We start from the raw sequence: 21457 nt of genomic DNA, 5'->3' as shown, positions 1-21457 counted from the left end.
GACGGGTGACCGCTCTCCTGCTGACCCGGCGGCTGCGTCCGGTGGACCTGTACGTCGTGGATGCCGTGCTCGCCGTGGCGGTCGGCGGCCTGCTCTGCCCGTACGCGGCGCTGGAGTCACCGCTGCGCGGAGGCGTGCACGAGCCGCTCTGGGTGTCGGTGCTCGTCGGGATGGCCATCGGGCTGCCGCTGGCCGCCCGGCGACGGTGGCCGATCCCGGTCGCCGTCGTGATCAGCGCCGTCACCACGGTCGCCCTGATCACCGGCGTGATCCCCAACTTCGCCGCCGCCGCGCCGGCCCTCGCCATCGGCCTGTCCTTCTACACGGTGGCCGTGTCGACCACCACGCGCCGGTCGCTGCTGAGCGCCGCGGGTTGTCTCGCTCTGGTGAGCGTCGCCCTGGTCCTGACCGCGGGCGACCTCTGGTCGCGCACCGGCGCGGTCGTCTACGCCGCCGTCATGATCGCGCCGGCCTGGGTGATCGGTTGGCTGCTCCGCGAGCGACGTGCCCTCGCTGCCCGGCAGGGCGAGCACCTGGTCCGGCAGGCCGCCGCCGAGGAGCGGTTACGGGTGGCGCGGGAGCTGCACGACGTGGTCGCGCACACGCTGAGCCTCATCGTGGTGAAGGCGGCCGTCGCGAACCATGTCGCCGAGGCCGATCCCCGTGAGGCGGGGGCCGCGCTGCGGGTGATCGAGGAGACCGGCCGCACCGCGCTTACCGACGTCCGGCGCGTGCTGGGCGTCCTGCGCGAGGGCACCCCGTACGCCCCGACGCCGGGCCTGGACGAGTTGCAGGTGCTCGCCCGGCAGGCGGCGATCGGCGGTGTCGTCGTCCGGCTCGACGTCCGTCGGGAGGAGCCGGTCGGCGCGGTGCCGGAGTCGGTGGGCCTCGCGGTGTACCGGATCGTGCAGGAGGCGGTGACGAACGTGGTGAAGCACGCGGCGCCGGCCGCCTGCCGGGCCACGGTGACAGTCACGCCCGACGAGGTACGGGTGGAGGTGACCGACGACGGCCAACGTCCGGTCCTCACCGCCGGGGAGGGGCACGGGCTGATCGGCATGCGGGAACGGGTGGCGTTGCACGGTGGTGAGTTCCGCGCCGGGCCGCGCTCCGACGGCGGCTTCGCGGTGACGGCCAGCCTGCCCTACCGGGTGGCCGCGTGATCCGGGTGTTGATCGCCGACGACCAGGCGCTGCTGCGCGGCAGTTTCCGGCTGCTTGTCGATCTCGCCGGGGACTGCACGACTGTTGGCGAGGCGGGCACCGGCGTCGAGGCCGTCGCGTTGGCCGGACAGCACCGGCCGGACGTGGTGCTGATGGACGTGCGGATGCCGGAGATGGACGGCATCGAGGCGACCCGGCGGATCTGCGCCGACCCGGCGACGGCCGGCACCCGGGTCATCATCCTGACCACGTTCGACCTGGACGAGTACGTCTACGGGGCGCTGCGCGCGGGTGCCAGCGGGTTCCTGCTCAAGGACACCCCACCGGCGGACCTGCTGGCCGGGATCCGGGTGGTCGCCGCCGGTGAGGGCCTGCTCGCGCCGACGGTGACCCGCCGCCTGATCGACGAGTTCGCCCGACAGCCGGAGCCGACCCGGCCGCTGCCCCGACAGCTCGACGGGGTGACCGACCGGGAACGGGAGGTGCTGGCGCTGATCGCCCGCGGCCTGTCCAACGCGGAGTTGGCCACGCACCTCAACCTCAGCCAGGCCACCGTCAAGACGCACGTCGGACGGCTGCTGACCAAGCTCGCGGTCCGCGATAGGGCGCAGTTGGTCATCGTGGCGTACGAGACGGGCCTGGTGGGGCCGGGCGGCCTACGCTGAGCCGGTCGACCGCGCATTTCAGGAGGAGCCCATGACCCGCTACGTCGCCCTGCTGCGCGGGGTCAACGTCGGCACCACCCGGCTCGCGATGGCCGACCTGCGCCGGATCGTCGCCGACCTGGGCCACGACGACGCGAAGACGTATTTGCAGAGCGGAAATGTGGCCTTCGGAAGCGCGGTGCGCGATGCGGAGAAGCTGGCCGCCGGGATCGAGCGGGCGCTCGCCGACGAGCTGGGGCTGAGGGTGCCGGTGCTGGTGCGCGGCGGCCGGGAGTTGGCGGCGGTGGCGGGTGGCAACCCGTACGCCGAGGTCGAGGACGACCCCACGCGCCTGCTGGTGGCCTTCCTGGCGACGCCTCCGAAGAAGTCCATGGTGGACGCGCTCACCGTGCCCGGCGGCGAGAACGTGTCGTTCACGGTGACCGGCCGGGAGGTGTTCCTGCACTTCCCCGACGGCGGTTACGGCCGGACGAAGTTCACAAACGCCTACCTGGAGAAGAAGCTCGGCGTGGTGGCCACCACCCGCAACTGGAAGTCGGTGCGCGCCCTGGCGGAGATGGCCGCCGGCTGACCGGGCGGGCGCGGACGCCCGCCCGGACCCGGTCAGAAGTGGTACGCGGTCTCGTACTCGGGCACCAGCACGCGGCTGCGCGGCGAGATCCGACGCACCGCCGCGATCATGTCGTCGAGCCGGGCGCGGTCGGCAGGCGCCACGGCCGGCGGGTTCTGCAACGGCGTCTCGAAGTTGTCCCAGTGCACCGGCACCACGACCTTCGGGTAGTCCAGACCGGCCAGCAGCCGGGGCAGGTAGTCGCCCGTGGCGGTGGCGCTCTGCATGGCCACCATGGCCACGTCCGGCGACAGGCCGGTGAGGTTGCGCTCGGCCACGTCGCTGGCCCCGGTGAAGTAGACCGACGGGCCGCGCTCGACGCGCAGCAGGTACCCCAGCGTGTCGCCCTCCGGGAGGTCCGCGATTGTCGCCGGCCGCGCCGGCTGGCTCACCCGCACCCCGGGGAAGGCGACTGAGTACGACGCGTTGCGGCTGTGCAGCGAGCCGACCACCTCGATGCTGTGGTCGCCGAAGTCGAGCACCTCCCCGCCCTTCACGGCGCTGAGCTGCGTCGCCGGCACCCCGTAGGCCAACCCCAGGTGGTACGCGGTGAGCGTGCCGAACACCCGCGCGCCGGTGCGCCCCGCGATGTACGGGACGTCCATGAAGTGGTCCCAGTGGGTGTGCGTGACCAGGACCGTCGTGGCCCGGTCGACGCGCGTGTCGATCACGTCGGTGCGCACGGTCAACGGGGCGTCCGTCCGGAACGCGCCGGCGAACAGCCCGGTGTCGATGCGGCTGAGGAACGGGTCGACCAGGACGGTCCGGTCGGCGATGTCGATGCGCCAGCCGGCCGTACCCCACCAGCGGAAGCTGACCGCGCCGGTCCGGCGGCCGGCGGGTGTCGGCGCGGCGACCGGCGGCGCGGCCCGGGCCGGGGTGGTGGAGGTGGCGGCGAGGCCACCGGCCGAGACCAGGGCGGTGGTGGCTGCGGCGTCGCGGAGGAAGCGACGACGGTCGAGGTGGGACATGCTGATCTGCTCCCCGTGTTCGGGTGATCGGTCGACACGAGCCAACCAGCGGCACCGCGCCCCGGTCCAAGATCGAACGCTGTCCCCTCCCATACGTTCCGGCATATCGCGCCTGCTCAGCGACTGCGCTTCGGCGCTCGAACGGGCGGAAAACTCATCCGCCGCGCAGCGCCTCGACTGCCGTGCGGGCGGCCTCCCCCATCGCCAGGTCCACGTCGATCCGGCGCGGGGTCAGCTCGTCGGCGCGGGCGAAGACGGCGATGGCGTACCGGCCGCCGTCGGGGTATTCGGCGACGCCGGCCTCCAGGTGCAGGCCGGGCAGGGTGCCGGTCTTGCCGGACACCCGGACGCCGGGCGGGAAGCCTGCCGCGAGCCGGGTCCAGAAGATCTGCCGGGCCATCCAGGCGCGGACCATCGCGCAGGCCGCCGCAGGGCCGGCCTCGTCCCGCCAGATCAGGGTGAGCAGCCGGGTGATCTCCCGGGCGGTGCTGCTGGTGGTGTGCGCGGGGTCGAAGACCCGCATCGCCCGGACCCGCTCCGGCGGCAGCGTCGGGAAGATCCGCGCGAACTCCGCCTCGGTCCGCGCGCCCACGTCGGCGAGCATCAGTTCGACCAGCTCCCGGGGGCCGCCGAGGACGCGGGTCCGGGTCAGCCCCAGCTCGGCCGCGAGCATCGGCAGCAGGTCCGGGCCGACCCGACGCAGCAGCAGGTCGGCGGCCGTGTTGTCGGTGACCGACATGGCGAAGTACGCGAGGTCGCGCAGCGACACCTCGGCGTCGTCGGCGCAGCCGGCCAGCCCCCACCCGCCGAGCCGGTCGGCGGCGGTGACCAGGACCCGTTCGGTGGGGTCGAGCTGGCCGGCGTCGACCTGCCGGGCGAACTCCAGCACCAGCAGGATCTTGAAGATCGACGCGATCACCACCTGCTCGTCGGCACGCACCCCGACCTGCCGGTCCACCCCGTCCGAGTCCACCCCGTCCGAGTCCACCGCGTCCACGTCCACGGCGTCCAGGTCGACGACGTGCAGGCTGGCAGTCACCCCGACGCCCGCGAAGATCGCCTCGATCCGCTCCCCCACATCCACCCGGGCACGGTATCCAGTGGCGGTGTCCCGCCGCTGGCGTAGGGTCCGGCCGTGGACCTGCTCCGACACCTGCGGCACTTCGTGGTGGTCGCCCACGAGCTGCACTTCGGGCGGGCGGCCGACCTGCTCGGGATGGCCCAGCCGCCGTTGAGTCAGTCGATCCAGCGGCTGGAACGGGAGCTCGCGGTCGAGCTGTTCGACAGGTCCCGCCGCCAGGTACGGCTCACCACCGCCGGCGGCCTGCTGCTCGCCGAGGCGGAGGAGCTGCTCGCCGGCGAGGGTCGGCTGCGCAACCTCATGGGGCAGGTCCGCGCGGGCGAGCTGGGCGTCCTGCGTGCCGGTGTGCCGCCGGAGACCCCGGCGGTGACGCTGCGCGCGCTGCTGGACCAGCTCACCTGCCGGGCGCCCGGCCTGGACGTGGAACTGCACGAGCTGACCACCGCCGAGCAGGTGCGGATGCTCACCGAGCGGAGGTTGGACGTGGGGCTCGTGCACCATCCCGTCGAGGCGGACGGGCTGCGCTTCGGCGCCCCGGTGGACGTACCCCTGGGGGTGTTGCTGCCGCGGACCTCGCCGCTGGCCCGCGGCCGGGAGGTGCCGCTCGCGGCGCTCGCCGGCCTGGACCTGGTGGCCGCGCCCCGGGCCACCGCGCCGGGTTGGCACGACCACCTGCTCGCGGTGTGCCGGCGGCATGGGTGGCGGCCGGCGCGGGTGCGGCCGGCGCGCAACCCGGAGTTCCTGTTCGGGCTGGTGCTTGCCGGTGGCGGGGTGGCCGTGGAGCCGGCGACGCTGGCACGGCGGGAACCCCGGATCGCGTGGCGGCCGATCGCCGACACCTCGCTCGCGAAGCGCACCTCGGCGGCCTGGCCGCAACGGTCGGCGCACCCGGCGGCCCCGATGGTCGGGCAGCTCGCCGCCGAGGTGCTGGCCGTCGCCGAGCCGTCGCCGCCCACGCCATCCACGCCGCCCTCGGTGCCGGCGGAACGACCCTGGCCGGTGTTGTTCGACACGACCGGGTGAACCAGGCCGACGTTGCGCTCGTCACCCCGCGTTGGGCGGTGGATCGTCCACCCGCCCGGGTATGGATGACGGATACCGAAGACGCGAAGGAGCCGCAATGGCGAACACGATTCCTGACATCAGCCTGAACGACGGCACCACCATCCCGCAGCTCGGCTTCGGGGTGTTCCAGATCGAGCCGAAGGACACCGTCGCGGCGGTGACCACGGCCCTCAAGACGGGCTACCGGCACATCGACACCGCCGAGATGTACGGCAACGAGGCCGAGGTCGGCGAGGCGGTCCGGGTGTCCGGCCTCGACCGGGGCGACGTCTACGTGACAAGCAAGCTGAACAACGGCTTCCACAGCCCGGACGACGCCCGCAAGGCGTTCGACTCGACGCTTGCCGCGTTGAAGATGGACCACATCGACCTGTTCCTGATCCACTGGCCGCTGCCGACGCTGTACGACGGCGACTACGTCTCGACCTGGAAGGTGCTCGAGGAGTTCCAGCGCGACGGTCGGGCCCGCTCGATCGGCGTGTCGAACTTCCAGGTGGCGCACCTGCGGCGGCTGGCCGACGAGGCGAGCGTGGTGCCGGCGGTCAACCAGATCGAGGCGCACCCGTACTTCGGCAACGACGAGGTCCGCGCCTACGGCCGCGAGCACAACATCCTCACCGAGGCGTGGTCGCCGATCGCCCAGGGCAAGGTGCTGGACGACCCGACGGTTGTCGACATCGCCGAGCAGCTCGGTCGCACCCCGGCGCAGGTGGTGCTGCGGTGGCACGTGCAGCGCGGCGACATCATCTTCCCGAAGTCGACAACGCCGAAGCGGATCGAGGAGAACACCCGGATCTTCGACTTCGAGCTCGACGACGCGGCAATGGAGCGGATCACCGGGCTGGACAAGGGTGAGGCCGGGCGGACCGGCCCGAACCCGGACACGTTCGCCTACGTACCCCGCTGACGCTCTCCTGACGGTGCTGCCGCTCAGTCCGCACGCTGGCTGAGCGGCAGCACGCTCGCCCTCGGGTTCAGGAGCCGACGCGCTCGGCCAACCGGCGGAACACCGCCTGGGTCGGCGAGCCCGGGTCGGCGACGTAGACGATCAGCCGCTGCTCGGTCTCCGGCACGAGCAGCACACGGCACTCGAACTCCAGCGGCCCCAGCTCGGGATGCGCCACCCGCTTCACGATGGGACGGCGTTCCTCGACGTCGTGCTCGGCCCACAGCCGAGCGAACCGGGGCGAGGTGCCGAGCAGTTCGGTGACCAGCTCGCGGATCGCCGGGTCCGCCGGGTAGCGGCCGTAGGCGGCGCGCAGGTCCGCAACCGTGCTGTGCACGAAACGGCGTGCGTCGGCGTCGGTCCAGTGGGCGTCGGTCATCGGCTGCCGGAACGTCCAGCGGATCATGTTGCGCTCCGCGTCCGGCACGGCCGCGAGATCCCCCACGAAGTACGTGGCCAGGCGGTTCCAGGCGAGCACGTGGTACGCGGCGTCGACGAGGTACGCCGGCGACTCGGTCATGGCGTCGAGCAGGTGCCGCAGCCCGGGGGTCACCTCGCGGCTCGGGCCGACGGTCGAGGGCGGGTGCTCCCCGGCGACCCGGAACAGGTACTCCCGCTCGTCGCGGCTCAGCAGCAGCGCCCGGGCCATCGCGGCGAGCACCTGCCGGGACGGATGTGGACCACGGCCCTGCTCCAACCGGATGTAGTAGTCGATCGACATCCCGGCGAGCTGGGCGACCTCCTGCCGACGCAGCCCTGGGGTGCGCCGACGCGTCCCGTCGGGGAGGCCGACCTCGGCGGGGCTCAGGCGGGCGCGGCGGGTGCGCAGGAACGCCGCCAGTTCGTCACGTCGCAGGCCGCTGCTCGTCATCCCACAAGCATGCCCCGGGCGAGGTCGGCCAGGGTGGTACCGCCGGTCCCAGCCTCGGCCCGTCCCTGTCCACCTGCCGCCGCCGGGGTGAGGCTCGACGCATGACGAACATGGTCGCCCTGATCACCGGGGCCAACAAGGGAATCGGCTTCGCCACCGCACGACAGCTCGGCGGCCTCGGGATGACAGTCCTGGTGGGCGCACGCGACGCCGAGCGGGGACGGGCCGCGCAGCGGGAACTGCGCGACGGCGGCGCGGACGCGGTGTTCGTGCCGCTTGACGTCACCGACGCCGGGTCGGTGGCCGCCGCCGCGAAGCTTGTGGAGGCTGAGTACGGCCGGCTGGACGTGCTTGTCAACAACGCGGGCATCGTCCTCGCCGACGGCGCGCGAGGGCTGCCCAGCGAGACGACCGTGGCCACGCTGCGCCGACTGTACGAGACGAACGTCTTCGGGGTGGTGACTGTGACAAACGCGCTGCTGCCGCTGCTGCGCCGGGCGCCGGCCGCCCGGATCGTCAACGTCTCCAGCGAGGTCGGCTCGATCGCGGTGATGACCGACCCGGACGGCGCGCTGTTCGAGTTGACCTCCGTGCCGTACCCGTCGTCGAAGGCGGCGCTGAACATGCTCACCGCCATGTACGCCAAGGAGCTGCGCGACACCCCGATCAAGGTGAACGCGGCGAACCCCGGCTACTGCGCCACCGACCTCAACGGCAACAGCGGCTTCCGCACCCCGGAACAGGGCGCCGAGGTGAGCGTGCGCCTGGCGACGCTGCCGGCCGACGGGCCGAGCGGGCTGCTCTGGGGCTTCCAGATGGACGCCGGCGGCGGATACGGCGTACTCCCCTGGTGACACGGACGGCGGCCGCCCCGCCGACCTCAGTGGTCGGTCGGCGGGGCGGTCAGGTCGAGCTGCCAGTCGTTGGCACGCATCAGGTGCCCGGGCGGGTACTCGAAATTCGTCTCTCCGAGCAGCGTGAAGCCCGCCTTGCGGCAGACCGCGTTCGAGGCGGGGTTGTCGACCGACGGGTACGCGTGCGCGTAGCGCCGGTCCCGTCGGGCGCGGGCCACGTCGAGAGCCGCGCGCACCGCGGTGCTGGCCAGCCCCTGCCCCCGGTACGCGGGCAGCACCGCCCAGCCCAGCTCGTACACCTGTTGGTCGCGCCACTCGCGGGCCCAGTAGCCGACGCTGCCCGCCCGCGCGCCGTCCGGCAGCACAAGTGTGAACATGCACCCCTGCCCGCCCTCGGCGAAGTGCACGTACCGGTCGTGCCGGGCGAGCACCTGCTCGTCGGTCTCCGGGCCGCCGGTGTGTCGGCGGGTGTCCGGTGAGTTGAGTTGCCGCAGCAGGTCGAGATCATCCTCGTGCCACGGCTCGATGCGTACCTGCGCCATTCCGTCCCCCTCGTCGACCCCAGTCAAGCCGATCTCACCGACATTCCGTCCCGAAACAGCGCCCGCTAGATCCGATCTAGCGGATGGTCGGCAGTCACCTCGCGCCTTGTGGTGGGCGGCGTCGTTGAGCTGACCAACCACGACGCTGCGCGTCTGTGCACACGTCGGACGAGAGGTACGAATAATGAACAGACGTTCCACCGGACTGGCCATCGAGGCCGAGGGGCTCACCCGCTCGTTCGGGGAGACCCGGGCTCTGGCCGGCATGGACCTGCGGGTGCCCGCCGGGACTGTCTACGGCCTGCTCGGCCCGAACGGGGCTGGCAAGACCACCGCGGTCCGGGTGCTGGCGACGCTGCTGCGCCCCGACGGCGGCACCGCGCGGGTGTTCGGGCACGACGTGGTCACCGAGGCCGACAAGGTCCGCAGCCGGGTCAGCCTCACCGGCCAGTACGCCTCCGTCGACGAGGATCTGACGGGTACGGAGAACCTGGTGCTCCTCGCCCGCCTGCTCGGCCTGCGCAAGCCGGCCGCCCGGGAACGCGCGGCGGCGCTGCTCGCCGCGTTCGGGCTGACCGACGCGAGCGACCGCCAGGTGAAGAAGTACTCGGGTGGGATGCGGCGGCGCATCGACATCGCCGCGAGCATCGTCAACACGCCTGACCTGCTCTTCCTCGACGAGCCGACGACGGGTCTCGACCCGCGCAGCCGCAACCAGGTGTGGGAGATCGTCCGGGCCGTGGTGTCGCACGGGACGACAGTGTTGCTGACCACCCAGTACCTCGACGAGGCCGACCAGCTCGCCGGGCGGATCGCTGTCGTCGACCAGGGCCGGGTGATCGCCGAGGGCACCCCGGGCGAGCTGAAGTCGTCGGTCGGCTCCGGCACCGTCCACCTGCGACTGCGGGATCCCGGTCAGCGGCCGCAGGCCGAACTGGTGCTCCGGGAGGCGCTCAACGTGCCGGTGCAGCTCGCCGCGGATCCGGTCGCGTTGACCGCCCGGGTCGGGGAGGCCGGCAGCGACCTCGACGCCAGCGCGCAGGCCGCCCGCGCGCTCGGTGACCTGGCCCGCGCCGGGATCGTCGTCGACGACTTCTCCCTCGGCCAGCCGAGCCTGGACGAGGTCTTCCTGGCCCTGACCGACCATCCGGCCGTGTCGGCCGACGAGCGTGACGACGAGCTGGAGGCAGCCCGATGAGCGACACCACCACCACTACCGAACGGGCGCCCTCGGTCTACGTACCGTCCGCCGAGGCGCTGGCGACAGTCCTCGCGCCGGGCGCGCGACCGCCCCGACCCAGCGCGCTGGGGGCGTCGCTCACCTTCGGCTGGCGGGCCCTGCTGAAGATCAAGCACGTGCCGGAGCAGCTCTTCGACGTGACCGCGTTCCCGATCATCATGGTGCTGATGTTCACGTACCTGTTCGGTGGCGCCCTCGCCGACAGCCCGCGCGACTACCTGCAGTTCTTCCTGCCCGGGATCATGGTGACAAGCGTCGTGATGATCACCATGTACACCGGCATCGGTCTCAACACCGACATCGAGAAGGGCATCTTCGACCGCTTCCGGACGCTGCCCGTCTGGCGGCCGGCCGCGCTGGTCGGCATGATCTTCGGCGACGTGCTGCGCTACATCCTCGCGGCCCTCGTCATCCTCGGCGTCGGGTTGGCGCTCGGCTTCCGACCCGCCGGCGGCGTCGCCGGGGTGGCCGCCGGGATCGGACTGCTTGTGGTCTTCTCGTTCGCGTTCTCGTGGGTGTGGACGTTCTTCGGGCTGATCCTGCGCAGCGAGAAGTCGGTGATGGGGGTCAGCATGATGGTGCTGTTCCCGCTGACGTTCCTCAGCAACGTCTTCGTCGAGCCGAGCACCATGCCCGGCTGGCTCCAGGCGTTCGTGAAGGTCAACCCGGTGACGCAGCTCGTGGCGTCGGTGCGCGCGGTGATGTCCGGCGAGTCGGACCCGTCCGCCACGATGTGGCTGCTGGCGTGGAGCGTCGGCTTCGTGCTCGTCTTCGGCACGTTGACCATGTACAAGTACAACCGCCGCTGACCGCGCCCTCGGATCGGCTCAGAGCCGCCAGGGCAGCCGGTCGGGGGGTAGGTAGCGGCAGGTGGTGCCGGTGGAGACGGAGTCGCGCAGGTGGCCTGCCAGCGCAGGGTGTCGGTCGTCGAGCTTGCGGAGCGTGTCGCGGATGCGGGCGGTCACCGTCTTGCGGGCCCGCTCGACCTCGTCGCCCAGGCGGCGGCTCCGGCCGGCCAGCCCCGCCGCGGCGCGCAGCTCGTCGAGCAGCGCGCCGCGCTCGGCGTCCAGGGCGACCGCCCTGCGCTCGTCGCCGCGTGCGGCGGCCCGGTCGATCTCGTCGTCGAGGCGTGTCAGGTGCCGCCGGAAGCGGGCCTTCGCCTCGTCGTCGAGGACCGGATCGGCCCCCATTCGGCGGGCGGCCACCAGCTCCGGCCCGGCCGCCGGGTCGAGCATCTCCACCGCCGGCACGTCGCTGCCCGGCCGGCTCAGCAGCAGGTGCAGGTCGTGCAGGCCCTTGGCGTCGGGCAGGTGCGCCACATCCCCGGCGTACGCGAGCTGCCAGACCGGGCCGTCGCGCCGAAAGGCGTACCCCTCGACCGGCGGGTCGGGCGGCCTCACCCGGCGCCGCCCGACGGCCTGGCCTGCCTCGGCGGCCCCGCCCGGAAGGGCGCCCTGGTCGGGCCCGGCGGCCCGGCCCGGAACGGCGACCCAGCCTGCCTCGGCGGCCTGGCGCGGGAGTGCGACTCGGCCTGGTCCGGCGTCTTCGGCACGGGCGGTGGCGTGGCCCGGCCCGGCGCGGGCCGTTTCCGGGCCGGCGAGCCTGAGGAGCACCTGTCGCATGCCGAGGGCTGTGGCGCCGCCGGCGGTGGTGGCGCGCAGCTCGGCAAGCGTCGCGGCGTCGCCCGGGTGGTCGCGGCCCGCCAGGGCGTCCACCAGCCCGACGGCGGCGATGAGCGACCAGGGCCGGGAGCCCATCCGGCCGGCGGCCTCGCGGGCCGCCGTGAATCCGGCGATCGCGTCGTCCCAGCGGCCCTCTGCGGCGTCCACCACGGCGAGCCAGTGGTCGACGGGTCCACTGATGTCACAGCCGAAGAGCCCCACCGTCCACTGCCCCCGGTACGGGGTCAGCGCGGCCCGCACGTCGGCGCAGCGTCGCGGGTCGCGAGAAGCGGCGGCGGCCTGCGCGCGCAGGCGCAGCCACAGCGGTGACACCGGGCGTGGGTAGTGGATGTCGGCGGCCTCGATGGCGGCGGTCAGCCGCACCGCCGTCTCGTCGTCACCACGCTCGGCCGCCGTGATCGCCGACAGCAACTCCCGGTAGGGGTAGTCGGTCGGCGCCCACTCGCGCAGCAGCGCGTCGATCTCGTCGAACCGCCCCTGTAACAGCAGCCGGGCCCAGCGCAGGTGATGGCCCATGAAGGCGAACTCGGCATGCCCCGGGTCGGACAGGTCCGTGATGACTGTGAACCGCTCGTCAGCCTCGGCGAAGTCACCCCGGAACGCGGCGATGATCCCGCCGTCCACGGCCGCCGCCATCCGGGGACGGGCCAGGTCACCCTGCCGACCCACTGTGACGAAGGCGGTGAACTCCTCGACGAAGCGCGGGTCGCCCAGTTCCAGCAACGCCACCCAGCGCAGCGAGGTGGCCCACAGCTCGGTCTCCCGGTCGCCCGAGCGGCGGGCCACGTCCCGGATCTCGGCGGTGAGCGCGGCTCTCGCCGCCGCGGTGCCCAGTCCCCAGGTGGTGTCGTGGCGGGCCCACAGGCTGAAGGTGAGCGCCTCGTCGTCGTGACCCCGACGGGCGATGGTCTCCGTCGCGGTGATCAGATCCGCCACCAGCGTGCCGACCGAGGCGGTGGCGGACGGCTCGCCGATCAACCGCTGGTACGCCTCCCGCACCAGGTCCGCGCTGTCGACCGAGCGGGTGGTGGCCGCCTGGCGGGAGCGGTGCACGGTGAGCGCGACCCGGGCCAGCAGCACCGGGTCGTCGAGTGTGCGGGCCAGCGTCGCGGCCTCGGCGAGCAGGCGTACGGCCTCGTCCCGACCGGTGTGGTGATATTGCACCTCGCCGAAGTCGACGAGCAGCCGGACCCGCTGCGCCCGGTCCTCGACGACCTCCAACGCTCGACGGAAGTGCACCCCGGCCTCGTCCGCGGCGAGCCGGGCGAACGCGTCCCGCCCGGCGGCGACAAGCAGCTCGACGACGCGGGCCCGGTCGAGCGCGGGGCCGGCCAGGTAGGCGTGGCGGGCCAGGTCGGCCGGGATCAGGCGGTGGGTCAGCGCCGTCGGCGGGTCCACCGCACGGACCACCGCGGCGTGGCGAGCCTGCCGGTCGTCGGCGGTGAGCCCGTCGTAGAGGGTCTCCCGGACCAGGTCGTGGGCGAAGGCGAACCGGCCGCCGCTCCGGGCGACCACCAGCCGGGCGGTCACCGCCTGGTCGAGCAGGCGGTCGAGCTGCGCCGGCGGAGCCGCCACGCCGGCGGCCAGGACCTCCCGGTGGAACTCGCGGCCCAGCACGGCGGCGACGGTGAGCGCCTCGACCACCGCCGCGGGCAACTGGTCGAGCCGCTGGCGCACCGCCTCCCGTACGCCGGGCGGGATGGTGCCGGTCGTGCCGTCGGCATGCCACAGCCGGGCGGTCTGTTCGACGAAGAACGGGTTTCCGCCGGTACGCCTGTGCACCTCGTCGGCCAGGTCGGCGTCGGGCTCCCGCCCGGCGGTACGCGCCATCAACGCGGCCACCTCGTCGCGGGCGAGGCCGGTGAGGGTGATCGTGGTGGCCTTGGCGACAAGCGGCATCAGCAGCGGGCGCAACGGGTGCTCGCTCGCCTCGACCTCGGCGTCGCGGTACGTGCCGATCAGCAGCAGCCGCTCGAACCAGGTGTGCTGGGCGGCGAACGCCAGCAGCCGCAGCGAGGCCGGGTCGGCCCAGTGCAGGTCGTCGAGGACGACCACCACCGGCCGGTGCTGGGAGACGGCGACCAGGGCGGCGGTCACCGCGTCGTACAGGGCGAACGCCTCCTGGTCGGCGAGGTCCCGACCGTCGTCGCGGCCGGGCCAGGTGGCGGCGTCCCTTGCGTCGGCCCGGGCGGGCCAGGCGGCGGCGAGGTTGGGCACGTCGCCGGTGCTGCTCTCGCCGAGCAGGGCGGCGAGGGCCGGCTCGGCGTCCGGCCGGGCGAGCGCCCAGTCGTCGGCGGAGCGCCGTAGGGCGCGCAGCACCTGCACCCACGGCCAGTAGCCGGGGGCGCTGTCGGAATCCCAGCAGGCCGCGCCGAGCACGAGCGCTCCGCGCCGGCGGGCCTCCCGCGCGACGGTGGTGACGAGGGTGGTCTTGCCGATGCCCGGCTCGCCGGTGACCAGGACGAGACCGCCGTGGCTGGTGGCGGCCCGGTCCAGCTCGGCGCGCAGCAGACCCGCGGGATGATCCCGCCCGATGATGGCGTCGCCCACCCGCGCGTCCATGGTTCCCAGACCGTACTGGAACCGTGCGACGCCGAGCGTCGAGATTTGACAGTGCCATGGCTAGCGGTTATCTATTAGCGATCTATTCGAGGGGCGTGCCGGAGTGCAGGACGTGGTGCTGGCCATGCTGGCCAAGGAGCCGGCGCACGGGTACGAGCTGCGCAGCCGGATGCGCGGTGCGCTCGGTCCCCTCGGCGCGGCGATGAACGCGGGGCAGGTCTACGTGACCCTGGCCCGGTTGGCGAAGGCCGGCCTGGTGACCTCCGAGCGGGCCGACGGCCTACCGGATCGACCGGATCGGCGGGTCTACGCGTTGACCCCCGCCGGGCAGCAGCGTGTCGCCGGCTGGCTGACCGAGGTGAGCTGGCCAAAACCGGACCTCGCGGAATTTCACCTGAAGCTGGTGGCCGCCGCGGCAGCCCGGTTGGCCGATCCGGTCGCCTTGGTGGACGCCCAGCGGCGCGAGGTGCTGCGCAGGCTGCGTGACGCCCAACGGGCGGCGTTGGAGCGGTCGGTGGATCCGGTCGCCGGATTGCTGGTGGAGGGCGTCGTGTTGCGGCTGCGGGCCGACCTGGAGTGGCTGGAGGCGTGCGAGCGCCTGTGGACCGAGCGCGGTCGAGCGGGACGGAGGGCGGGGGCATGAACGAGTCGATGGCCGTGCGGGCACGCGGGCTGAGCAGGTGGTACGGCTGGGACAACGCGCTGGTCCGCGCGGTCGACGACGTGGACCTGGACGTGCCCACCGGGCAGGCGGTAGCGATCATGGGTCCCAGTGGGTGCGGCAAGTCCACCCTGCTGCACCTGCTCGGCGGCCTACAGCGCCCCACCGACGGCGAGGTGTGGCTGGGCGACCGTCGGATCGACACGATGAGCGAGCGCGCGCTGGCCCGGTTGCGACGCGACACCATCGGCCTCGTCTTCCAGTCCTTCCACCTCCTGGACGAACTCACCGCCGTGGAGAACGTCGAGATGGCCGCGCTGCTGGCCGGTCGGTCACCCGGTCGGGCCCGCCGACGTGCCCTGCACCTGCTCGACCAGGTCGGGCTGGCCGATCGCGCCACGCACCTCCCCTCGGCCCTGTCCGGCGGCCAGCGTCAACGCGTGGCCATCGCCCGAGCGCTGAGCAACGAACCGCATGTCGTGTTGGCCGACGAACCCACCGGCAACCTCGACAGCGCCGCCACCCTGGAGGTGCTCCGGCTCTTCGAGGACCTGCGCAGCGCCGGGCAGACCCTCGTCGTGGTCACGCACGACGCCCGCATCGCGGCGGTCGCCGACCGGGTCATCTCCATGCGTGACGGGGCGTTCGCCGACGACAGCATGCTCGCCGGCGCCTTCGTTGACGACGGGACGCGTTGACGTGGCCGGTCGTCTGCTGCTCGTGTGTCGGCTGCTGATGCGGGACCTGCTTCGGAACCGGACCGAGACGGTACTGCTGCTGGTGGCCATCACCGCGGCGACCGCGACGTTGACACTCGGCCTCACCCTCAACGAGCTCGTCACCCGCCCGTACGAGCGGACCCGGGCCGCCACGGCGGGCCCCGACCTGGTGGTGGAGACGGGTTTCCCCGGCCCGGGGGCCCTGGACGCGCTCGCACCGCTGACCACGCTGCCCGGCGTCACCGACCACAGTGGCCCGTATCCGTTGGCCTTCCTGGCGTTGACCGCCCGTGACACGACCGTCCGGGTCATCGTCGAGGGCCGCGACGGTACGCCGGCCGCCGTCAACCGGCCGGCCGTGACCGACGGCACCTGGGTACGTCCCGACGGCGTGGTCGTCGAGCGCACGTTCGCCGACGCCCTCGGCATGCACCTCGGCGACACGGTCCGCGTCGGCGGTCACCCGCTGCACGTGATCGGATTCGCGGTGACCGCCGCCAGGCCGGTGTACCCGCAGGTCCACTGGCACCTGCCGAGCTCGAACCTGGTGGAGAAGGGCGGCCTGGTCTGGGTCGACGGTCGGGACATCGCCACCCTCGCCGGGGACCAACCGCTGTCGTACACGCTGAACCTCAGGCTGACCGACCCGGAGGCCGGCTCTCGCGCCGTGGACCCCTCGGGCAGCAATCCCCGCTTCCGCGGCTGGAGCTTCCGCTCAGCGCGGGACATCGCCAACAGCAGTGGTCGGCAGAACGGGCAGGCCGAGACGGCCCTGGTGGTCGGCAGTTGGCTGCTGACCGGCCTCGCGGTGGTCGGCGTCGCGGGTATCGTCGCGGGCCGTGTCATCGCCCGGCGCCGCCGGGTGGGACTGCTCAAGGCCGTCGGCGCGGGACCGGCCATGATCGCCGCCGTCCACCTTGCCGAGTACCTCGTGATCGCGCTGGCCGCCGCCGGAGCCGGCCTGGCAACCGGCTGGCTGGCAGCGCCCCTGCTGTTCCGCCCCAGCGCCGGATTCGTCGGCTCCGCCGGTCTGGACCCGCCGCTGCGCGTGGTGCTCACCGCCACCGCGTTCGCCCTCGCGATCGCCGTCGCGGCGACCCTGGGACCGGTGATCCGCGCCGCCGCCACCAGCACCACCCACGCGTTGGCCGACGCCCCCACCCCACCGCGCCGTCGACGCTGGGCCGTCGGGCTGTCGCGCCGGCTGCCCACCGCCCTCCTGATCGGTGTACGCGTCAACGCGCGCCGGCCGCACCGCGCCCGGCTCGTCACCGTGAACACCCTGATCACCACGGCCGCGCTGGCCGCCGTCCTCACGATCCTGGCGCAGGACGACGATCCCCTGAATCTGGGCTACTCGGAACTTCCCGACCCCCGCAACGAGCGAACCCTCCACGCCATGGTCATCGTCGCCGGAGTGGCGTGTTTCCTCGCACTGCTCAACACCATCGTGAGCACCTGGACCGCGGTCCTCGACACCCGGCACCCGCTGGCGGTCGCCCGCGCGCTCGGCGCGACCCCCGCCCAGGCCGGCGTGGGCCTTGCCGTGGCGCAGCTTCTCCCCGCCGTACCCGGCGTCGCCGCCGGGATCCCCTTCGGCATCGGCCTGTACCTGTTCTTCGACGGCGAGCAGTACCCACCCGCCGCCTGGACGCTCACCGCGGCGTTCGGAGTCCTGCTCGCGGTCGCCCTGGTCACCGCCGTACCCGCTGCCGCCGCGGCTCGCCGCCCGGTTGCGGACACCCTCCGGTCCGCGGCGACCTGACCACGGCTGATCGCCCGGTCATCACTGGCGCTGACTCCCTTTGGAGCTGATGCCGCCGACGAATCACCCCCCCCCTCATCGTTCCCTAACATTCCCTATTCGAATATGATGGGGAACGATGACGGAAGACATGTACTCGGTGGAACAGGTTGCCGACCGGCTCGGCCTGCACGTACGGACTGTGCGCGGCTACATCCGCTCCGGCCGGCTGCGCGCCGTACGGATCGGCAAGCAGTACCGGATCGCCGCCAGCGCTCTCGACGCGCTCACCGGACGGCCGCCCACCACCAGCGTGGCCGGGCACGCCGAGGTGTCGAGCATCGTGCAGATCGACGGCGTCGACCGGGCCGCCGCCGACCGGCTCGGCACGCTCGTGCTGGCCGCCGTCAACACCGGGCACGACCCCGACCACCCGCTGCGGGTGCAGACCGTGCACGACGAGGAGCGGCGCCGCATGAAGATCATCATCCTCGGCGATCCCGCAGGCACCGCCGAGGTGCTGCACCTGCTCGACGCCGTCCTCAACGCCGACAACGGCCTGCTCGACGCCGTTCCCGCCGCCGACAACGGCCTGCTCGACCGGGAGGTCAACGATGCCTGACGAGATGCAGGAGCGCGCCGGAGTGCCGGTGCTTGTGTGCGATCCGGCCGGCCCGCCTGTCGCCACCGAGCAGGACGCGCTGGACCTCATCGGCGCGGCCTTCCTCGGCGCCCAGGTGGTGGCCGTGCCGGCCAGCCGCTTCGACGAGCGCTTCTTCTCGCTGGGCACCCGCTTCGCCGGCGACGTGATGCAGAAGTTCGTCAACTACCGGATGCGGCTCGCCGTGGTCGGTGACATCTCGACGCAGCTCGCCCAGAGCTCGGCGCTGCGCGCTCTGGTGCACGAGTCGAACCGGGGCGGGCACGTCTGGTTCGTGCCCGACCTCGACGCCCTCGACGAGCGGCTGCGCGCGGCGTCCTGACGCCGTCACCGACCCTGGAAGACCGCCAACTCCACCTCGTCGGGCTCGATGCCCCTGCTCCGGGCCTGGTCGGCAGCCCAGCGCAGATAGGCCAGCCACTCCTCCGACGACCAACCGTTGCGGCGGGTGATGCCGGCCTCGGCGGGGAGGCGACCGGCCACGACGCGATCGAGAATCAGGGGCTGCACGCCGCCCGCACCGGGGCGGTAGCCGACGAAGTAGAGAACCTTCGTGAAGAAGGCCGGCCCCAACCAGGGCAGACGAGCCTGACCAGGGTCGCGGAACCGGCGGTACGCCGTGCGCAGCACCGCCTCGTCCGACGGCGACGTCGACACCTCGTCGAGGGCCGCCGCCAGGCGTTGGCCCGTCGGGTCACCGCCGAGCGACGTGGCAGCGCGCCACGGCCCGTACCCGATGGGCCCGTAACCCCAGATGAGCACGGCGGCCAGCAGTTGCCGCGCGCTCGCCGACCCGCCCCGGTACGCGTCGGCGACCGCGAACACGTCCCGTCGCCAGACATCGCCGCTGGTCGGGAAGCCGTCGGGCCAGGCGTCGGCCGGCAGCCCTGCCCGCCACCTGTCCACGTGGACGGTGATCGGGCGCTCCCCCGGTAGTGCGTGTCGCATGACCGCCTCCCTCAGGTCGCGGAGCAGCCCGTCGTGCTCGGGTGCCTCCGTCGCCTGCACGCTATGGCCGCGACCATCGGCCCGACCGCCCGAGAACGCCATATCGGGGTATCGACAGTTCCAGACCCGACGACGTGGCCGCCCCGAAACGCTCGGGGCGGCCACGCCGGACAGCGGCCGGTCAGGCGGTGGCGCAGATGGCGTACGCCGTGTCGGACCAGTTGCCGGCGAACGCGTCCTCCTCGTACGCGCCCGAGTCGACTGTCGTCGGCGCGGTCGCCGCGCTGCCGTTGGGGCGGAAGTCGTCGACGACGCCCTCACCGGTGACCCCGTTCAGCTCGTAGCCGGCGCCGGTCAGCACCTTCCCGACCGGACAACCCGCGACGACGCTGCGGAAGTCGAGCGAGTTGCTGGCACCCGCGGTGGACGTCCGGACCAGGCCCGCCAGCGGGTTGGCGCAGATGGCGTACGCGGTCGCGGACCAGTTCAGGGCTGTCGCGTCCGACTCGTAGGCACCCACGGTGACGGCGGTGGGCGCGGTGGCGACGCCGCCGTTGGGGCGGAAGTCGTCGACGGCACCCTCACCGGTGACCCCGTTGAGTTCGTACCCCGTGCCGGTGAGGACCTTGCCAACCGGGCAGGTGGCGGTGGCCGAGTGGAAGTCGGCGGAGTCGGTGACGCTTACCGCCGACACCCGCACGAGCCCGGGCACCGGGTTGGCGCAGATCGCGTACGCGGTCACCGACCAGACGCCGGCGTACGCCTCGGCCTCGTAAGCGCCCACCGTGACGGCCGTCGGCGCGGTCGCCGGGCCTCCGTTGGGGCGCAGATCGTCGAGGATGGCCTCGCCTGTCGCGCCGTTGAGCTCGTAGCCCGTACCGGTCAGGACCTTGCCGGCAGGGCAGGTGGCGGTGGTCGAGTGGAAGTCGGCGGAGTCGGCGACGCTTGTCGCGGAGACCCGCACCAGGCCGGGGACCGCGGCGGACGCCGGGCTCGCCGGGGCGAGCACCGTCGCGGCAACGACGAGACCGAGCACGAGTACGGATGCTGGGGCGCCGAACCGCCGAGTCTGGTTCTGAGCACGCATGGTGTTTCTCCCGTCTGAGACCTCGACGGCCCCGTTACAGGCCGGCATCGAGGTCGGTGGTGATGACGGAGTTGACGCTAAGTAGTCGTACGACCTGGTGTTATCTCCAAACCGACTACGTCGCGTAACGGACGGTCGGCCCCGGCCTCAGGACTAGCCGCCCGGCGACCGGGTACGCGTGCCGCATGGGTAGCCACAAGGAGAACAAACACGACAGTGGTGGCGAGTCGGCCCGAGGTCGGCGGCATCCGGGCAGCGGTGCTCGGGGTCGCCAGGGTTCGACAGTGGAGCACTCGGCCGACCAACGGCACCGCCGTACCGCGACCGGCGCCGCTGGCACTGAGCGCGACCTCGGTCGGGCCAAGGTCTCCGGTGACGGACGGGTACAACGCCAGGGCGGCTCGTGAGCTGACCAGCAAGAAGGGTGTCGCGTAACCCCTTGGGGCGGCGTCACTCGGTGCGGGCGGAAGGCGGGCGGGCCCGCAGCAGGTCGGCGAGGTTCGTCATCGCGGCCTGGAAGTCGACCCGGTCGGCGGCATGGAACCGGCGGAAGAACCAGTCGGGCACGCGGGCCTGCCCCCGCCGACTCTGGAAGATCAGATCCTGGGTCTGCCGGGCGAGGGTGAGCAGGGTCGGATCGGTGCGGGTCTCGTCGCCGTGGACGGCGGCGGCGATCCGTCGCTGCAGGATCACAAGGGCGCGGTCCCGTTCGGCGGCGACGTCGCGCTGACCCCGGTAGATCTCGACGCCCAGCAGGAGCGCGCCGAGGGACGGGACGAACCACTGGGTCAGCAGGTCGGCCACGGTCAGGTCGGCGGTCACCGCGAAGACGACGCCGACCGCCGTCCAGAGCGCCACCCCGGCGAGCACCGTGTACGCGTAGCGCCTGCGCACCCGGGCGCCCCACCCGAGGTTCTGGTGCTGGCAGGCGAGCACGTCGTACGGGCGGGGCAGTGGCGGCACCTCGTAGTAGTCGCGGAGGTATCGCTCGTCGCCCCGGTAGGCGCGGTCGAGTCGGCTCACCTCCTCCGGACCGACGGGCTCGCCCGCCGCGACCGCGTTCCAGGGCAGCTCGAAGAGGCGTACGTCGAACATCTCCTGGAGGGTGGCCGCGCGGCGGATCTGGCCGGCGGACCAGGAGCCGAGCCCGATCGCGTTGACGACTGCCCACAGCGCGCCCACGGCGGTGACGGCGAGGGCCGACACGCTTGTGAAGGCGACCACCGCCCCGGCGACGCCGATGGCGACGGAGAGCGCCATGCGGAGGTTGTCGAGCCGTTGCGCCCGGCCGTGGCAGACCGACATGGCGTGCAGCAGCGCCATCATCTCGGGTCGGCGCTGCCGCTGGAGCAGGGATTGCGTGCTTTCTGTCACCGACACCTCCC

General features: G+C 72.9%; 21 protein-coding genes. 13 read left to right on the top strand and 8 right to left on the bottom strand.

The genetic code is table 11. The annotated features are described in order from the left end of the window. Nucleotides 1-5 precede the first annotated feature (5 nt). The 3 genes from OOJ91_RS26905 to OOJ91_RS26895 are packed head-to-tail and all read left to right on the top strand — an operon-like array spanning nucleotide 6 to nucleotide 2399. Nucleotides 6-1163, top strand: a complete 1158-nt coding sequence (locus OOJ91_RS26905; protein ID WP_266249278.1) for a sensor histidine kinase — start codon at nucleotides 6-8, stop codon at nucleotides 1161-1163. Further along, the gene (locus OOJ91_RS26900) at nucleotides 1160-1828 is read left to right on the top strand and encodes a response regulator (protein ID WP_266249276.1); all 669 of its coding nucleotides are present in this window, start codon (nucleotides 1160-1162) and stop codon (nucleotides 1826-1828) included. The genes OOJ91_RS26905 and OOJ91_RS26900 overlap by 4 nt, the downstream gene beginning before the upstream one ends. A gap of 31 nt (nucleotides 1829-1859) precedes the next feature. After that, on the top strand, nucleotides 1860-2399 hold the full coding sequence (locus OOJ91_RS26895) for a DUF1697 domain-containing protein (protein ID WP_266249273.1): 540 nt from the start codon (nucleotides 1860-1862) through the stop codon (nucleotides 2397-2399). Between the two features lie 32 nt (nucleotides 2400-2431). On the opposite strand, the gene OOJ91_RS26890 is transcribed toward OOJ91_RS26895, so the two are convergent. Both OOJ91_RS26890 and OOJ91_RS26885 read right to left on the bottom strand, forming a co-directional pair. Then, a complete protein-coding gene (locus OOJ91_RS26890; RefSeq protein WP_266249271.1) occupies nucleotides 2432-3409 on the bottom strand; it encodes an MBL fold metallo-hydrolase in 978 nt (325 codons plus the stop codon). Nucleotides 3410-3563: 154 nt separating this feature from the next. Next, complete coding sequence (locus OOJ91_RS26885; protein ID WP_266249268.1) at nucleotides 3564-4493, bottom strand: serine hydrolase; 930 nt, start codon at nucleotides 4491-4493, stop codon at nucleotides 3564-3566. 51 nt (nucleotides 4494-4544) lie between these two features. Between OOJ91_RS26885 and OOJ91_RS26880 the strand changes: the two genes are divergently transcribed. After that, the gene (locus OOJ91_RS26880; protein ID WP_266249266.1) at nucleotides 4545-5513 is read left to right on the top strand and encodes a LysR family transcriptional regulator; all 969 of its coding nucleotides are present in this window, start codon (nucleotides 4545-4547) and stop codon (nucleotides 5511-5513) included. Between the two features lie 97 nt (nucleotides 5514-5610). After that, nucleotides 5611-6462 carry an aldo/keto reductase gene (locus tag OOJ91_RS26875; RefSeq protein ID WP_266249264.1) on the top strand — a complete coding sequence of 284 codons (852 nt, stop codon included), beginning with the start codon at nucleotides 5611-5613 and terminating at the stop codon, nucleotides 6460-6462. A gap of 67 nt (nucleotides 6463-6529) precedes the next feature. On the opposite strand, the gene OOJ91_RS26870 is transcribed toward OOJ91_RS26875, so the two are convergent. Further along, complete coding sequence (locus OOJ91_RS26870) at nucleotides 6530-7372, bottom strand: helix-turn-helix transcriptional regulator (protein WP_266249263.1); 843 nt, start codon at nucleotides 7370-7372, stop codon at nucleotides 6530-6532. Between the two features lie 101 nt (nucleotides 7373-7473). Here OOJ91_RS26870 and OOJ91_RS26865 point away from each other — a divergent pair, with 101 nt between their 5' ends. Beyond that, nucleotides 7474-8226, top strand: a complete 753-nt coding sequence (locus OOJ91_RS26865) for an SDR family oxidoreductase (RefSeq protein WP_266249261.1) — start codon at nucleotides 7474-7476, stop codon at nucleotides 8224-8226. Nucleotides 8227-8252: 26 nt separating this feature from the next. Here OOJ91_RS26865 and OOJ91_RS26860 read toward each other — a convergent pair whose 3' ends face one another. After that, nucleotides 8253-8768: a GNAT family N-acetyltransferase gene (locus OOJ91_RS26860; protein WP_266249259.1), complete on the bottom strand. Its 516-nt coding sequence runs from the start codon at nucleotides 8766-8768 to the stop codon at nucleotides 8253-8255. 184 nt (nucleotides 8769-8952) lie between these two features. Between OOJ91_RS26860 and OOJ91_RS26855 the strand changes: the two genes are divergently transcribed. Together OOJ91_RS26855 and OOJ91_RS26850 are read left to right on the top strand one after the other, a co-directional pair. Then, nucleotides 8953-9966 (top strand): ATP-binding cassette domain-containing protein, encoded by a 1014-nt coding sequence (locus tag OOJ91_RS26855; RefSeq protein WP_266249257.1) that lies wholly within the window; start codon nucleotides 8953-8955, stop codon nucleotides 9964-9966. After that, nucleotides 9963-10817 carry an ABC transporter permease gene (locus OOJ91_RS26850; protein ID WP_266249255.1) on the top strand — a complete coding sequence of 285 codons (855 nt, stop codon included), beginning with the start codon at nucleotides 9963-9965 and terminating at the stop codon, nucleotides 10815-10817. The genes OOJ91_RS26855 and OOJ91_RS26850 overlap by 4 nt, the downstream gene beginning before the upstream one ends. An 18-nt stretch (nucleotides 10818-10835) precedes the next feature. Here the strand turns inward: OOJ91_RS26850 and OOJ91_RS26845 are convergent, their stop codons facing one another. After that, on the bottom strand, nucleotides 10836-14252 hold the full coding sequence (locus tag OOJ91_RS26845) for an ATP-binding protein (protein WP_266249253.1): 3417 nt from the start codon (nucleotides 14250-14252) through the stop codon (nucleotides 10836-10838). Between the two features lie 103 nt (nucleotides 14253-14355). Here OOJ91_RS26845 and OOJ91_RS26840 point away from each other — a divergent pair, with 103 nt between their 5' ends. From OOJ91_RS26840 to OOJ91_RS26820, 5 genes are all read left to right on the top strand, one after another. Next, entirely contained in the window at nucleotides 14356-14895 is a 540-nt protein-coding gene (locus tag OOJ91_RS26840) for a PadR family transcriptional regulator (protein WP_266249251.1), read from the top strand. Beyond that, complete coding sequence (locus OOJ91_RS26835; RefSeq protein WP_266249249.1) at nucleotides 14892-15611, top strand: ABC transporter ATP-binding protein; 720 nt, start codon at nucleotides 14892-14894, stop codon at nucleotides 15609-15611. The genes OOJ91_RS26840 and OOJ91_RS26835 overlap by 4 nt, the downstream gene beginning before the upstream one ends. Before the next feature lies 1 nt (nucleotide 15612). Beyond that, nucleotides 15613-17397 carry an ABC transporter permease gene (locus OOJ91_RS26830; RefSeq protein WP_266249247.1) on the top strand — a complete coding sequence of 595 codons (1785 nt, stop codon included), beginning with the start codon at nucleotides 15613-15615 and terminating at the stop codon, nucleotides 17395-17397. 118 nt (nucleotides 17398-17515) lie between these two features. Further along, nucleotides 17516-17998, top strand: a complete 483-nt coding sequence (locus OOJ91_RS26825) for a helix-turn-helix domain-containing protein (RefSeq protein WP_266249245.1) — start codon at nucleotides 17516-17518, stop codon at nucleotides 17996-17998. Next, nucleotides 17991-18359 carry a DUF4180 domain-containing protein gene (locus tag OOJ91_RS26820; protein ID WP_266249244.1) on the top strand — a complete coding sequence of 123 codons (369 nt, stop codon included), beginning with the start codon at nucleotides 17991-17993 and terminating at the stop codon, nucleotides 18357-18359. Before OOJ91_RS26825 ends, OOJ91_RS26820 begins: the two co-directional genes overlap by 8 nt. 5 nt (nucleotides 18360-18364) lie before the next feature. Here OOJ91_RS26820 and OOJ91_RS26815 read toward each other — a convergent pair whose 3' ends face one another. From OOJ91_RS26815 to OOJ91_RS26805, 3 genes are all read right to left on the bottom strand, one after another. Further along, the gene (locus OOJ91_RS26815; protein WP_266249242.1) at nucleotides 18365-18985 is read right to left on the bottom strand and encodes an 8-oxoguanine DNA glycosylase OGG fold protein; all 621 of its coding nucleotides are present in this window, start codon (nucleotides 18983-18985) and stop codon (nucleotides 18365-18367) included. A 181-nt stretch (nucleotides 18986-19166) separates the two neighbouring features. After that, nucleotides 19167-20072 (bottom strand): hypothetical protein, encoded by a 906-nt coding sequence (locus OOJ91_RS26810; RefSeq protein ID WP_266249240.1) that lies wholly within the window; start codon nucleotides 20070-20072, stop codon nucleotides 19167-19169. A 450-nt stretch (nucleotides 20073-20522) separates the two neighbouring features. Next, a complete protein-coding gene (locus OOJ91_RS26805; RefSeq protein WP_266249238.1) occupies nucleotides 20523-21446 on the bottom strand; it encodes an S-4TM family putative pore-forming effector in 924 nt (307 codons plus the stop codon). Nucleotides 21447-21457 lie beyond the last annotated feature (11 nt).

The sequence above is a fragment of the Micromonospora lupini genome (assembly GCF_026342015.1).
Lineage (GTDB): Bacteria > Actinomycetota > Actinomycetes > Mycobacteriales > Micromonosporaceae > Micromonospora > Micromonospora lupini_B.
The sequence above is the reverse complement of the archived record's forward strand: the minus strand, read 5'-3'. Positions and strand labels throughout refer to the sequence as shown.

Coding starts and splice junctions, on each gene's coding strand:
- OOJ91_RS26845 (WP_266249253.1), bottom strand. CDS start 14,252: ATGGACGCGCGGGTGGGCGACGCCATCATCGGGCGGGATCATCCCGCG.
- OOJ91_RS26820 (WP_266249244.1), top strand. CDS start 17,991: ATGCCTGACGAGATGCAGGAGCGCGCCGGAGTGCCGGTGCTTGTGTGC.
- OOJ91_RS26860 (WP_266249259.1), bottom strand. CDS start 8,768: ATGGCGCAGGTACGCATCGAGCCGTGGCACGAGGATGATCTCGACCTG.
- OOJ91_RS26875 (WP_266249264.1), top strand. CDS start 5,611: ATGGCGAACACGATTCCTGACATCAGCCTGAACGACGGCACCACCATC.
- OOJ91_RS26890 (WP_266249271.1), bottom strand. CDS start 3,409: ATGTCCCACCTCGACCGTCGTCGCTTCCTCCGCGACGCCGCAGCCACC.
- OOJ91_RS26870 (WP_266249263.1), bottom strand. CDS start 7,372: ATGACGAGCAGCGGCCTGCGACGTGACGAACTGGCGGCGTTCCTGCGC.
- OOJ91_RS26815 (WP_266249242.1), bottom strand. CDS start 18,985: ATGCGACACGCACTACCGGGGGAGCGCCCGATCACCGTCCACGTGGAC.
- OOJ91_RS26825 (WP_266249245.1), top strand. CDS start 17,516: ATGACGGAAGACATGTACTCGGTGGAACAGGTTGCCGACCGGCTCGGC.
- OOJ91_RS26835 (WP_266249249.1), top strand. CDS start 14,892: ATGAACGAGTCGATGGCCGTGCGGGCACGCGGGCTGAGCAGGTGGTAC.
- OOJ91_RS26895 (WP_266249273.1), top strand. CDS start 1,860: ATGACCCGCTACGTCGCCCTGCTGCGCGGGGTCAACGTCGGCACCACC.
- OOJ91_RS26850 (WP_266249255.1), top strand. CDS start 9,963: ATGAGCGACACCACCACCACTACCGAACGGGCGCCCTCGGTCTACGTA.
- OOJ91_RS26865 (WP_266249261.1), top strand. CDS start 7,474: ATGACGAACATGGTCGCCCTGATCACCGGGGCCAACAAGGGAATCGGC.
- OOJ91_RS26855 (WP_266249257.1), top strand. CDS start 8,953: ATGAACAGACGTTCCACCGGACTGGCCATCGAGGCCGAGGGGCTCACC.
- OOJ91_RS26810 (WP_266249240.1), bottom strand. CDS start 20,072: ATGCGTGCTCAGAACCAGACTCGGCGGTTCGGCGCCCCAGCATCCGTA.